This is a genomic window from Tardiphaga robiniae (assembly GCF_001618955.1).
Taxonomy (GTDB): Bacteria; Pseudomonadota; Alphaproteobacteria; order Rhizobiales; family Xanthobacteraceae; genus Tardiphaga; species Tardiphaga robiniae_A.
In genome coordinates, this window is the sequence record NZ_LVYV01000045.1 from 140465 (window position 1) to 152496 (window position 12032).

Sequence of the window (12032 nt, forward strand, 5' to 3'; positions counted from 1 at the left end):
TCACGACGGGCAGTTTTGACTATTTGGCCGGCGGTTTGGCCGGCAGCACGACGGCCTGGCGATCGCGGGCGGCAGTCAGTTCGGCCTGCATCTTGGCCTGGTCCGCCGGCGCCATCGCGGCGCCTTCGCGGGTGGTCGGGAGGTCGTGAACCGGCAAATAGGTGCCCACCTCGGCCGGACGCGCCGGAGCGCCTGCGGGTGTGCCCACCATGGGCATGTCGGCGATGGTCGAGGCGCAGCCGCCAAGAGGCAAGCCAAGGCCCAGCGCCAACAGGGCGGCGGTTGCCGCTGCCCGTGCGCTGCGACCATCGATGAATGTGCCTCTACGCGTCACACCACAACCCTACATCGCATTAGAATCGATTTTATCCCTATCGCAGCGCACCATCCAACCAATCTGGTCACAAACGATTAACGCCGGGAGAACAGGATGTAGGCTTGGATCTTCAATATGACGGAAGCAAGACCTTTGACGCGGTGCAGCACATCGAATCCTGCGGCAATCCGCGAACTGTGCCATCATCGATTTGCGTGGCGACGTACCGTTGCCCGACTGGAATGAAGCTGTTGTTGCGCCATGACCGAAGTTGCCACCGACGCCAAAGCTGCTAACGACAAAATCTCGGGCGACACGTCCGCCAAACCGTTCAATCCCGAAGCTTTTGCGCTCAACATGGCCAAGGCGATGGAGAATGGCGGCAAGGCCTTGGCCGCGTATCTGCAGCCGCGCCAGACCGGCGAGACGGTCGACAAGCCGCCGAACGAGCTGACGGAGCTGATCAAGACCTTCAGCATCGTCGCCAATTACTGGCTGTCCGACGACAAGCGCGCCGCCGAATTGCAGATGAAACTCGGCAAGGCCTATCTCGACCTCTGGGGCTCGGCGATGCGCCGGATGGTCGGCGAAGCCACCTCGCCCGCCATCGAGGCACCGCCGCGCGACAAGCGCTTCAGCGATCCCGAATGGAAATCGAACCAGTTCTTCGACTTCGTCATGCAGGCCTATCTGCTGACCACGCAATGGGCCCACGACCTCGTCAAGAATGCCGAAGGTCTGGATCCGCATACCCGCAAGAAGGCGGAATTCTACGTCCAGCAGATCACCAATGCGATGGCGCCGTCGAACTTCGTGCTGACCAATCCGGAAGTGCTGCGCGAGACCGTGATGTCGAACGGCAGTAACCTGATGCGCGGCATGACCATGCTCGCCGAAGATATCGAGGCCGGCCATGGCTCGATCCGCATCCGTCAGTCCGACCCGAAGAATCTCGAAGTCGGCGTCAACATGGCGACGACGCCTGGCAAGGTGATCTTCCAGAACGAGGTGATGCAGCTGATCCAGTATCAGCCGGCAACCGAGAACGTGCTGCGCACCCCGCTTTTGATCGTGCCGCCCTGGATCAACAAGTTCTACATCCTCGATCTCAAGCCCGAGAAATCCTTCATCAAGTGGGCCGTCGATCAAGGCGTTTCGGTGTTCGTGATCTCCTGGGTCAACCCCGACAAGCGCCTCGGCACCAAGACCTTCGATGACTACATGAAGGAAGGCCCGCTGACCGCGATGGATGTGATCGAGAAGGTCACCGGCGAGATGACCATGCATACCATCGGCTATTGCGTCGGCGGCACCCTGCTCGCCTCGACGCTGGCCTGGCTCGCCGAGAAGCGCCGCGTCCGCGTGGCATCGGCAACGTTCCTGGCAGCCCAGGTCGATTTCACCCATGCCGGCGACCTCATGGTGTTCGTCGACGAGGATCAGATCTCGGCGCTGGAAAAGGACATGCAGGCGGCGGGCGTGCTGGAAGGCAGCAAGATGGCCATGGCCTTCAACATGCTGCGCTCCAACGACCTGATCTGGTCCTACGTGGTCAACAACTACCTCAAGGGCAAGCCGCCTTCGGCCTTCGATCTGCTGCACTGGAATTCGGATGCGACGCGGATGCCGGCGGCGAACCACTCATTCTATCTGCGCAACTGCTATCTCGAGAACAAGCTCTCGACCGGCAACATGATCCTCGACAACACCCGGCTCGATCTCTCCAAGGTCAAGGTGCCCGTCTACAATCTCGCCACCCGCGAGGATCACATCGCGCCGGCGCAATCGGTGCTGTACGGCTCGCAATTCTTCGGCGGCCCGGTGAAATACGTGTTGTCCGGCTCCGGTCATATCGCCGGCGTGGTCAATCCGCCGGCCTCCGGCAAGTACCAGTACTGGACCAACGACAACGCCCACGTCACCGATCTCGCCGACTGGATGAAAACCGCGCAGGAACATGCTGGCTCGTGGTGGCCCAATTGGCGTGAATGGCTCGCTGGCATCGATGGTGAGGAAGTTCCTGCCCGCCATGTCGGCACCGACGCATTCCCCGCGCTGGAAGACGCCCCCGGCAGTTATGTGCGGGTGCGGGCGTAACGGCCCGCCTCCTCCGCGCTTGCTTGGCGTCGTCACAGCAAACGTCTATGATTTCAGCCAGGACGCGTCGCATCCGCTTGCGGCGCGTGTGTTTTGCATGACCATCTCCGCGTTTTCCGCGGGAATTTCGACTGAAAGGATACCCGGATGACGCGCGAATTGTTCTGGCTGACGCTGACCGTGATTCTCACCGGCCTGCTCTGGGTGCCCTATATCATCAACCGCATTATGGTCCGCGGTGTTTCCGGCGCCCTGGCTAATCCGTCACGCAACGACAAGCCGCAGGCCGAATGGGCGAACCGCCTGATGTTCGCCCATGACAACGCCGTCGAGAATCTCATCGTCTTCGCGCCGCTGGTGCTGATCCTGAATGCTGCGGACGTTTCGACCCCGACCACTGTTCTGGCCTGCGCGGTCTATTTCTGGTCGCGCGTGGTGCATCTGATCGTCTATACGCTCGGCCTGCCAATTTTCCGCACGCTGGCCTTCGTGGTCGGCTTCATCGCCCAGGCGGTCCTCGCCGTCGCGATCCTGCGTATTCCGGTCTGAGGCCGGATACGCTAGTCCAGCGCAATGAGTCACCCCGCGCCAGACCTGCAAAGGATCGTCACCGAAATCGCCGACGAGATGGCGCAGCGAACGGATCGCGGCGACGTCGCAAGCTATATTCCGGAACTGGCCGGTATCGACCCCAACCAGTTCGGGCTTGTGGTCATCGATGCCGATGGCCAGGTTGCGGCTGGCGGCGATGCCGATGTGCCGTTCTCGATCCAGAGCATCTCGAAAGTCTTCACGCTGACGCTGGCGCTCGGCATGGTCGGCGACCGACTCTGGAAACATGTCGGCCGCGAGCCGTCAGGCAATCCGTTCAACTCCATCGTCCAGCTCGAACGCGAGCGCGGCGTGCCGCGTAACCCCTTCATCAATGCCGGCGCTATCGCCGTGACCGATGTCATCCTTTCTGGCCATCAGCCGCGCGAGGCGATCGGCGAAATCCTGCGCTTCATGCAGTTTCTGTCCGGCGATAGCTCCATCGTGATCGATGAGACTGTCGCCGCGTCCGAGAAACGCACCGGCTTTCGCAACACCGCGCTGGCCAATTACATGAAGTCGTTCGGCGTCGTCGAAAACCCCGTGGACTTCACGCTCGGCGTCTATTTCCATCACTGCGCCATCGCGATGTCGTGCCGCCAACTGGCAATGGCCACGCGCTATCTCGCTTACTCCGGCCGCAATCCCTCGACCGGTCTGTCGGTCGTCTCCTCGGAGCGCGCGCGCCGTATCAACGCGCTGATGTTGATGTGCGGCCATTATGACGGCTCGGGCGAATTCGCCTATCGCGTCGGCCTGCCCGGCAAAAGCGGCGTCGGCGGCGGCATCATCGCGGTGGCGCCCGGCAAGGCGTCGATCGCGGTCTGGGCACCAGGTCTCGACAAGCACGGCAATTCGCATCTCGGCCGCATTGCGCTCGAGGCGCTGACCAAGCGTCTGGGCTGGTCGATCTTCGGCGTCTGATGCCCGTCAAAGCAGCCATAAAAAGAGGGCCGAAACATCGTTGTTTCGACCCTCAATCACTTCAAATCTCCCGCGCGCTGCGCGGCGTCTCTGCCTGATGCCTACCATCAGTGTTCGGTGGTCCGCTTGGCGTCCTGGATGGCAGCCTCGTGGTACCAGCCGTCGACTGCAACAGCCGGGGCCGTCTGCGGCATTCGGAACAGGCTCGGCCTGGTGTCTAGCCGCCGCGGACCGACCGAGGCACGGCCGCCCACCGGAAACCGGTAGATCTTGGCAGTATGTTGATGCGGAATATTCGTCGTCATAGCTCTCACTTTTCCTTCCTGATCAGCTTTTCGCTCTGCGTTTTTCACGTCAGGGTCGGATTGTAACATCGGCGCACTTCTTTTGTGCCGAATGCCCCTTAAAAAGCAGATGATTGCCGACAATATGCGCACGAAGAGCCAATGCGCCTTTGGCACGCAGGTTTTGGTCGCGACATACTGGCCGCTCAGCTGTCAAATGAGCGCTTGAAGGGCAGAAAAGTTCCGGAGAAAGATCGCGTGCACCGGGATTGTGCATGGCGCTCTGGAGCGACTGAGCGCCATTGGGCTAAAAATCGCGAAATTACCGCCGATTCGAGCAGGCGACAGCGCTGGTTTTGGCCGTGTCAGATCGGCATTCCATGCGACATGACCTTTTTACGACCTGGACGGTTGCGCCGCGGCAAATTGGCATATTACGTGCTTTATAAGCTGTGCCGCTGGGGGCGGATTTTGCGTCCGCTCGCCGGCAAGCTCAGGGCTCACGCCCTACGCATCGCCAACTCATGAGAGACCCGCATGACAAAGTATAAGCTCGAGTACATTTGGCTCGACGGTTACACGCCGGTTCCGAACCTGCGTGGCAAGACGCAGATCAAGGAATTCGAAGATTTCCCGACCCTCGAACAGCTCCCGCTGTGGGGCTTCGACGGTTCGTCGACCATGCAGGCCGAAGGCCACAGCTCCGATTGCGTGCTGAAGCCGGTTGCGATCTATCCGGATGCGGCCCGTGAGAACGGCGCTCTGGTGATGTGCGAAGTCATGATGCCGGATGGCGTCACTCCGCACTCGACCAACAAGCGCGCCACCATTCTTGACGATGCCGGCGCCTGGTTCGGTTTCGAGCAGGAGTACTTCTTCTACGAGAACGGCCGTCCGCTCGGCTTCCCCGAGGCCGGTTACCCGGCTCCGCAGGGTCCGTATTACACCGGCGTCGGTTTCAAGAACGTCGGCTCGATCGCCCGTGAGATCGTCGAAGAACATCTCGACCTCTGCCTCGAAGCCGGCATCAACCACGAAGGCATCAACGCCGAAGTGGCGAAGGGCCAGTGGGAATTCCAGATCTTCGGCAAGGGCTCCAAGAAGGCCGCTGACGAAATGTGGATCGCGCGTTACCTGCTGCTCCGTCTGACGGAGAAGTACGGCATCGACATCGAATTCCACTGCAAGCCGCTCGGCGATACCGACTGGAACGGCTCGGGCATGCACGCCAACTTCTCGACCGAATATATGCGTACGGTCGGCGGCAAGGCTTACTTCGAAGCTTTGATGGCCCAGTTCGACAAGAACCTGATGGACCACATCAACGTGTACGGCCCGGACAACGACAAGCGTCTGACCGGCAAGCACGAAACGGCTCCGTGGAACAAGTTCAGCTACGGCATCGCGGACCGCGGCGCCTCGATCCGCGTCCCGCACTCCTTCGTCAAGAACGAGTACAAGGGCTATCTGGAAGACCGTCGTCCGAACTCCCAGGGCGACCCCTACCAGATCGCTTCGCAGATCCTGAAGACCATCTCGGAAGTCCCGACCGCCAAGTCGGCTGCCGCGTAAGCGTCACTTACAGATCAAGAACGAACGGCCCGAACTTGTGTTCGGGCCGTTTTTCGTTGTTGACCCGATGACGCTCAATCTTGTGTTAGCCGCAGCCACCAAAGGCATGCGAGAGATGTATTCGGCGTCGAGAACTGCGCCCCACCCCATCGAGTTTCAAATGCCTTCCGAACTACACGCGCCGCAGTCTTTTCAAATCGGCTGGTGCCGCGATCCCGACCTGGCCGACACGATCAGTGCGATGCTGCTCGCGATCGGTGACCCGGCCTATATCTCGCATGCCGAACTGCAATACGGCATCGCGGACAATCTGGGCCGCTGGGCCGACAACCGAGAGGCTCGGACCAGACAGTATGTCGCATCCATGCTGTCAGCATCGCCCGACAACGCAGAGGAAAGGCGCGTGGCCACGATCACGATCAACGCAACGATCGTCGGCTTCGCCCTGGTGGAAATCACACGAACAAATCCGGCAAACCCCTTTGCGATCTTGCATGATGTTGTGTTTTCCCCGTCGGTGCAGGGCCTGGGATTGGGCAACGCATTGTTTGATTGGCTTGCCGAACAATGCCGCGCGGAAGGCGTGCAACGCTTCTTTCTGGAGAGCGGCGTGGATAACCACCGCGCTCACGCCTTCTTCAAGCGCCAGGGCTTTCTCCAGACGTCGATCGTCATGATGCGCGATCTGTGAGAGCCGACGTTTTACAGCCCGGACTTCGCTTCGCTCCATCCGGGCTGTAAACGCATTCCTTTACGGGAACATCGCCGGCTGGTCGATGCCGAGCGTTTCCGCAAAACCCAGTACCAGATTCATGTTCTGCACCGCCTGCCCCGACGCGCCCTTGGTAAGATTGTCGAGCGTCGAGACGATGATCGCACGGCCCGGAATACGGTCAGCGGCGACGCCGATGAAGGTCATGTTGGAGCCGCGCACATGCCGCGAATGCGGCGTTTTGCCGAATGGCAGGATGTGCACGAATGGCTCCTTCTCATACTGCTTCACCAGCACCTCGTGGAGATCCTGCGCGGTCTTGCCGCGTCGGCCCCGCACATAGATGGTCGAGAAAATGCCGCGGTTCTGCGGCAGCAGATGCGGCGTAAAACTCACGACTACCTCCTTGCCGGCAGCCTTGGAAAATTCCTGATCGAGCTCCGCCATGTGCCGGTGATGACCGACGCCGTAGGCGTTGAAGCCTTCGGACACTTCCGAAAACAGCATCTCTTCCTTTGCCGACCGCCCTGCTCCGGTCATGCCGGATTTGGCGTCGATCACGATCTCGTCGGTCTCGATGGCGCGCGCCTTCAGCAGCGGCACCAGCGGCAGGATCGCGCATGACGTGTAGCAGCCGGGATTGGCGATCAGCCGCGCCTTCTTGATATCGCGCCGATAGATTTCGACGAGCCCGTAGACGGCTTCCTTCTGCAGTTCGAGCGCATGATGCTCGTGGCCGTACCACTTCGCATAGGCGGCCGCGTCCTCGAGCCGGAAGTCGGCTGACAGATCGACCACCTTGGTCTCCGGCGCCTTGGCCAGCACCTCCTGCAGCACCTTCTGCGTGGTCGCATGCGGCAGCGCGCAGAACACCAGATCGAGGCCGATGGTCGTCCAGTCGACCGAGTCGATGCTCACCAGCGTCGGCAGCTCATAGGGCGCGAATTGCGGGAACACATCGCCCATCGCCTGCCCGGCGCGTCGATCGGCCGTCAGCAGCACGAGATCAACCTTGGGATGACGCAGCAGCAGCCGCACCAGTTCGGCGCCGGTGTAACCAGACGCGCCGAGAATGCCGATTTTCTTCTTCGTGCTCATCACATCGTTCCTTCGAGACTCGCCATAACATTCAATTGTGACACGTCATCCGCGAACAGGTGCGGACGCAGTGCTTGCATCTCTTTGGCCAGCAACCGGGCGCCAGCATCGGGCTGCTGCCCCAACGCACTCGCGACAGCCACGTGATCCACATCGGACTTGTGCTGATTCAGCTTGAAGCTGCCTTCAACCTCTTCCACCGACATCACCAGACCGACAATCGCCTTCTTCATCGCCTCCAGCCGTCCGGACGTCATTTTCGCCGACGTCCATATCGGCTTGGGCGCGAGCCAGCTTTCGAACCTTGTGCTCAGCGCGTCAAGGTGGGAGCCGAGTTCGGCATCCGACAACAGGCGTACGGTCCCCGTCAGATGCACCGCCTGATAGAGCCAGGTGGGCACCTGGTCCGGCGAGGCATACCAATCGGCCGACACATAGGCATCCGCGCCATTGACCGCCATGACCCATGGCGACGCGCCGTCAGCCAGCCCCACTAGGAGATTATGCCGCGCCACGTGAAAGGCCACACGCGGCGTGCCGTCATTGCCATAATCGAGACAGAACGGCAGTGCCGAGGCAATCGGCTTGCGGCCGTTCCACGCACAGGCCGTGCCGAATCCACGCGACTCGGCGAATGCCAGAGCCTTGGCACGATCGGGCTGGAATTTGGGCGGCGTATACATGACAGGCTCCTGCTCTGGTGAGGGGCCGTCGGATCAGATCGCGCTTCAGGGAAAGACTGCCGCGGACCGGATCCGGCGGCAGTGAGAGATCAAAAACGCTTAAGCGCGCATATCTCCACCTGCCGCGAGAATGCGGTGGCGGCGGGCGATGATGCTGGTCGCAAGGTTGATCATGAGCGCGGTCATAGGGCCGCGCCCATGATCCGTCAAGATCATCAGAGCACCGGGCTCCAAGGCGCCGGCACCACGCGGTAGCCATTGCCATCCTTCTCGATGAAACCGTTGGCCGGGAACGGATAGTGGAAGCCCTGCACGCGCATCCTGTCGGCGACCAGCATGTCATAGACCTTGTGCCGGGTGGCTGCAGCCTGGGCCGGATCCTGATCGAACATGATCTGCCAGTCCGGATGGGTGGCGAACAGCGCCGGATGGTTGGTGACGTCCGACTGGATGAAGACCTTGTCCGATCCCGACGACAGCACATAGGACGTGTGGCCAGGCGTGTGCCCGATTGAGGCGACAGCCAGCAGCCCCGGCGCGACGTCCTTGCCCCATTCATAGGGCGTGACCTTCTTCTTCAGCCCGGCCTCGAACACCCGCCGATTGTTCTTGAACAGGCCGGTCATGCGATCGCCGGTGGCGCGGCTCATCTCGCCGTCGTCCATCCAGAACTTCCACTCGGTCGCCGGCACCAGCACTTCGGCATTGGGAAATGCCAGCACGCCGTCCGCTGTGAGCAGGCCGTTCACATGATCGCCGTGGAAGTGCGAGATCACGACCATGTCGATCATCTTGGGATCGATCCCCGCCGCCATCATGTTGGTGGCGAACTGACCGACATTGCCCTTCGTCGCCGCAAAGGCGCCGGGACCGTTGCCGGTGTCGATCACCACCAGCTTGCCACCGGTGTTGATCACCAGCGGCGCGTAGAAATTGGTGATCTGGTCCTTGGGCAGAAATGCCTTGGCCAGTGCGGCGTTGATATCATCGCGCTTGGCGTTGGGGATATAGGTGTCGGCCAGCGGAAACGTGGCCGCGCCATCGGATATCGCGTTCACCTGAATATCGCCGACCTTGTAGCGATAGAAGCTGGGCGCCTGCTTGTCGGCCAGTGGCGCGGCGGCCTTTGCCGGAGCCGAAGAAAGCAGTGGCGTCGCTGCGAGCGCGGCGGCGCCGGCCAGTGCATGCCGTCGTGACAGATCCATGAGGTCTTCTCCCATTGCTTTGCATGATCGCTGTTGGCGCGACTCCGGCACAGAGACTGGCACGGCGCGATGACGGAGGCGATGGATTTTCGCGGGAGTAGCCGGCCTGCGCAGCAGCGCAGGCCGGGAATGGTCAGGGTCTCGTTTAGATCACGGGGCTCCACGGCGCCGGCACCAGCCGATAACCACTGCCATCCTTCTCGACATAGCCATTCGCCGGGAACGGATAGTGGAAGCCCTGCACCCGCATCTTGTCGGCCACCAGCATGTCATAGACCTTGCGGCGGGTTGTTTCGGCCTGTGCCGGATCCTGATCGAACATCAGGTGCCAGCCGGGATTGGCGACGAACAGCGACGGATGGTTGGTGACGTCTGACTGAATGAACAGCTTGTCGCTGCCGGACGACAGCACGAACGACGTGTGGCCCGGCGTATGGCCGACCGACTCCACGGCGAGCAGGCCCGGCGCCACGTCCTTGCCCCACTCATAGGGCGTGACCTTCTTCTTCAGCCCATCGTTGAAGAGCTTGCGGTTGCTGGCGAACAGACCCTTCATGCGGTCGCTGGCGGCCTTGGCCATCTCGCCATCGTCGTTCCAGTACTTCCACTCAGCGGCGGGCACCAGAATCTCGGCATTCGGAAAAGCCGGCGTGCCATCGGCGGCCAGAAGCCCGTTCACGTGATCGCCGTGGAAGTGCGAGATCATGACCATATCGACGTTCTTGGCGTCGATGCCGGCGGCGGCCATGTTGTTGGCGAACTGGCCGACATTGCCCTTGGTGGCAGCGAGGGCGCCGGGGCCGTTACCAGTATCGATCACCACCAGCTTGCCGCCAGTGTTAATCACGAGCGGCGCGAAATGGATGGTCATCTTGTCCTTCGGCAGGAAGGCCTTGTCGAGCGCGGCGTTGACCTCATCTTTCTTGGCGTTGAGCACGAAAGTGTCAGCCAGCGGAAAGGTGTTGGCGCCGTCGGAGATCGCATTCACCTGCGCATCGCCGACCTTGTAGCGATAGAAGCTCGGCGCCTGTTTGTCGGCAGGTGGAGCAGAGGCCCGGGCGGAGCCGGTGGTCAGCAATGGAGATGCGGCGAGCGCGGCGGCTCCGGCAAGGGCGTGGCGGCGTGACAGGTCCATGATGTTCTCCTGGGTGAAGCAGTGAGAGGCGGGGGCTGGCGGAACTATCTACCAGCGTTCGATGACTTCTGCGAGTTGTCGCGGCATGCAGACACCGCGACATGTCAGCCCGTTCAACACCCGGACACGGCGGTTATTCCCGCCGGACTACTTCAGTTTCCAGAGCCATTCCACGGTCATCGACAGGCCGTCGCCGAACAGCAAAAGAACGCCCGCCCAGATAAAGGCCGAGGTGAAGTTGGCGACCTGGAAACGCCAATACGGCATTTCGAAAATGCCGGCAGCCAGCGGCACCGAGGCCCGCAATGGGCCGAAGAAGCGGCCGATATAAATGCTGGGCACGCCCCATTTCTTGACGAAGGCTTCGCCGCGCGGAAGCAACTCGGGGAATTTGGACAGCGGCCAGATCTGGGCAACCTGGTCCTTGTATTTGAAGCCGAACCAGTAAGAGAGCCAGTCGCCGAGCGCCGCACCGATGGCTCCGGCAATCAGCACCGGCCAGAAGCTGATGCCGCTCGCGCCGACAAGTGCGCCGATGGCCACCAGCGCGCCCCAGGCCGGCAGCAGCAGGGAGATGAAAGCGAGCGATTCCCCGAAGGCCAGCAGCAGAACGATCGGCGCCGCCCAGACCTGGTTCTGGCGCACGAATTCGATCAGCCCGTGCATCCAGCCTTCCATATGGAGAGTGTCCCTTTACGGCTCTGGCGCCGGCCTGATTGGCCGCGAACCGCTTTAACCTTCAAACGCCCGCGACAGGTAATCCGGCGGCACCGATCACATCAAGTCACAACATCTGAGGGGCCGATAGCCGCGGTGCGGATGCCCACCGGTAAATTTGAACCTTTTCCCGACTGCTCTGACCAAGGTCACAGACCGGCTTACCCAATGGCAATTCTGTACCGCCGTTGGGCTCGCTTCCCGCCCGGCTGTCAAAATCAAGAACGTAAAGGACTGAAGATGATCGGATCGCTGATGATGTGCGTGAGTGCGCTGGTATTGCTGATCGGCATGGTCGCCGGCATCGTGATGGGCATTCGCCAGGACTTCCTGCTGAGCCCCGCGCATGCGCATCTCAACCTCGTCGGCGGCGTGCTGCTGTTCCTGTTCGGGGTGTATTACCGCCTGATTCCCGCGGCTGGACGCTCGCTACTGGCCAAGGTCCAGGGCGCGATGCACATCGTCGGCGGCATCATGTTCCCCGTCGGCATCGGCATCACCCTGCTCGCCAACCACGCCTATATGGCCATTCCGATCATCGGTTCACTGATCATGCTCGCGGCCATGGCCCTGTTCGTTGTGATTGTGCTACGCACCGAGCGCTCTGGCGCGGCCGCATGAGCCCCGAGGTCGCAGCCACATTGCCAACCTGAACGTGGCATAGTCACAGCAACGATTCGCCGCGCTTCGCGCGACGC

Annotated in this window: 13 protein-coding genes; 6 read left to right on the top strand and 7 right to left on the bottom strand. The window is 61.4% G+C overall.

Annotated features, from left to right (window positions below):
- Positions 1 to 19: 19 nt before the first annotated feature.
- The gene (locus A4A58_RS23185) at positions 20 to 334 is read right to left on the bottom strand and encodes a hypothetical protein (protein ID WP_433993651.1); all 315 of its coding nucleotides are present in this window, start codon (positions 332 to 334) and stop codon (positions 20 to 22) included.
- Positions 335 to 673: 339 nt separating this feature from the next.
- On the opposite strand from A4A58_RS23185, the gene A4A58_RS23190 reads away from it, so the two are divergent.
- The 3 genes from A4A58_RS23190 (at position 674) to A4A58_RS23200 (ending at position 3928) form a co-directional block, all read left to right on the top strand.
- Positions 674 to 2413 (top strand): PHA/PHB synthase family protein, encoded by a 1740-nt coding sequence (locus A4A58_RS23190; RefSeq protein WP_244499855.1) that lies wholly within the window; start codon positions 674 to 676, stop codon positions 2411 to 2413.
- 147 nt (positions 2414 to 2560) lie between these two features.
- The gene (locus A4A58_RS23195) at positions 2561 to 2962 is read left to right on the top strand and encodes an MAPEG family protein (protein ID WP_068736572.1); all 402 of its coding nucleotides are present in this window, start codon (positions 2561 to 2563) and stop codon (positions 2960 to 2962) included.
- 24 nt (positions 2963 to 2986) lie between these two features.
- Entirely contained in the window at positions 2987 to 3928 is a 942-nt protein-coding gene (locus A4A58_RS23200; RefSeq protein ID WP_068736575.1) for a glutaminase, read from the top strand.
- A 107-nt stretch (positions 3929 to 4035) separates the two neighbouring features.
- Here the strand turns inward: A4A58_RS23200 and A4A58_RS23205 are convergent, their stop codons facing one another.
- Complete coding sequence (locus tag A4A58_RS23205; RefSeq protein WP_068736576.1) at positions 4036 to 4233, bottom strand: DUF2735 domain-containing protein; 198 nt, start codon at positions 4231 to 4233, stop codon at positions 4036 to 4038.
- 516 nt (positions 4234 to 4749) lie between these two features.
- Here A4A58_RS23205 and A4A58_RS23210 point away from each other — a divergent pair.
- Together A4A58_RS23210 and A4A58_RS23215 are read left to right on the top strand one after the other, a co-directional pair.
- On the top strand, positions 4750 to 5784 hold the full coding sequence (locus A4A58_RS23210) for a glutamine synthetase beta-grasp domain-containing protein (protein ID WP_068736577.1): 1035 nt from the start codon (positions 4750 to 4752) through the stop codon (positions 5782 to 5784).
- Between the two features lie 67 nt (positions 5785 to 5851).
- Positions 5852 to 6475: a GNAT family N-acetyltransferase gene (locus A4A58_RS23215; RefSeq protein ID WP_139069923.1), complete on the top strand. Its 624-nt coding sequence runs from the start codon at positions 5852 to 5854 to the stop codon at positions 6473 to 6475.
- A 60-nt stretch (positions 6476 to 6535) separates the two neighbouring features.
- Here the strand turns inward: A4A58_RS23215 and argC are convergent, their stop codons facing one another.
- The 5 genes from argC to A4A58_RS23240 all read right to left on the bottom strand — a co-directional run bounded on the left by argC (position 6536) and on the right by A4A58_RS23240 (position 11295).
- Entirely contained in the window at positions 6536 to 7594 is a 1059-nt protein-coding gene (gene argC, locus A4A58_RS23220; protein WP_068736583.1) for an N-acetyl-gamma-glutamyl-phosphate reductase, read from the bottom strand.
- Entirely contained in the window at positions 7594 to 8277 is a 684-nt protein-coding gene (locus A4A58_RS23225) for an FMN-binding negative transcriptional regulator (protein WP_068736585.1), read from the bottom strand. Before A4A58_RS23225 ends, argC begins: the two co-directional genes overlap by 1 nt.
- A 215-nt stretch (positions 8278 to 8492) precedes the next feature.
- The gene (locus A4A58_RS23230) at positions 8493 to 9482 is read right to left on the bottom strand and encodes an MBL fold metallo-hydrolase (RefSeq protein WP_068736588.1); all 990 of its coding nucleotides are present in this window, start codon (positions 9480 to 9482) and stop codon (positions 8493 to 8495) included.
- A 145-nt stretch (positions 9483 to 9627) separates the two neighbouring features.
- On the bottom strand, positions 9628 to 10617 hold the full coding sequence (locus A4A58_RS23235; protein WP_068736589.1) for an MBL fold metallo-hydrolase: 990 nt from the start codon (positions 10615 to 10617) through the stop codon (positions 9628 to 9630).
- Positions 10618 to 10764: 147 nt separating this feature from the next.
- Positions 10765 to 11295, bottom strand: a complete 531-nt coding sequence (locus A4A58_RS23240; RefSeq protein WP_068736591.1) for a DedA family protein — start codon at positions 11293 to 11295, stop codon at positions 10765 to 10767.
- Between the two features lie 279 nt (positions 11296 to 11574).
- On the opposite strand from A4A58_RS23240, the gene A4A58_RS23245 reads away from it, so the two are divergent.
- Complete coding sequence (locus A4A58_RS23245; RefSeq protein WP_068736593.1) at positions 11575 to 11955, top strand: hypothetical protein; 381 nt, start codon at positions 11575 to 11577, stop codon at positions 11953 to 11955.
- The last annotated feature ends 77 nt before the right edge of the window (positions 11956 to 12032 follow it).

What these genes read in the sequence shown, in the direction of transcription:
- A4A58_RS23240 (WP_068736591.1), bottom strand. Translation starts at nt 11,295, where the DNA reads ATGGAAGGCTGGATGCACGGGCTGATCGAATTCGTGCGCCAGAACCAG.
- argC (WP_068736583.1), bottom strand. Translation starts at nt 7,594, where the DNA reads ATGAGCACGAAGAAGAAAATCGGCATTCTCGGCGCGTCTGGTTACACC.
- A4A58_RS23225 (WP_068736585.1), bottom strand. Translation starts at nt 8,277, where the DNA reads ATGTATACGCCGCCCAAATTCCAGCCCGATCGTGCCAAGGCTCTGGCA.
- A4A58_RS23245 (WP_068736593.1), top strand. Translation starts at nt 11,575, where the DNA reads ATGATCGGATCGCTGATGATGTGCGTGAGTGCGCTGGTATTGCTGATC.
- A4A58_RS23205 (WP_068736576.1), bottom strand. Translation starts at nt 4,233, where the DNA reads ATGACGACGAATATTCCGCATCAACATACTGCCAAGATCTACCGGTTT.
- A4A58_RS23235 (WP_068736589.1), bottom strand. Translation starts at nt 10,617, where the DNA reads ATGGACCTGTCACGCCGCCACGCCCTTGCCGGAGCCGCCGCGCTCGCC.
- A4A58_RS23195 (WP_068736572.1), top strand. Translation starts at nt 2,561, where the DNA reads ATGACGCGCGAATTGTTCTGGCTGACGCTGACCGTGATTCTCACCGGC.
- A4A58_RS23200 (WP_068736575.1), top strand. Translation starts at nt 2,987, where the DNA reads ATGAGTCACCCCGCGCCAGACCTGCAAAGGATCGTCACCGAAATCGCC.
- A4A58_RS23215 (WP_139069923.1), top strand. Translation starts at nt 5,852, where the DNA reads ATGACGCTCAATCTTGTGTTAGCCGCAGCCACCAAAGGCATGCGAGAG.
- A4A58_RS23210 (WP_068736577.1), top strand. Translation starts at nt 4,750, where the DNA reads ATGACAAAGTATAAGCTCGAGTACATTTGGCTCGACGGTTACACGCCG.
- A4A58_RS23230 (WP_068736588.1), bottom strand. Translation starts at nt 9,482, where the DNA reads ATGGATCTGTCACGACGGCATGCACTGGCCGGCGCCGCCGCGCTCGCA.
- A4A58_RS23190 (WP_244499855.1), top strand. Translation starts at nt 674, where the DNA reads ATGGCCAAGGCGATGGAGAATGGCGGCAAGGCCTTGGCCGCGTATCTG.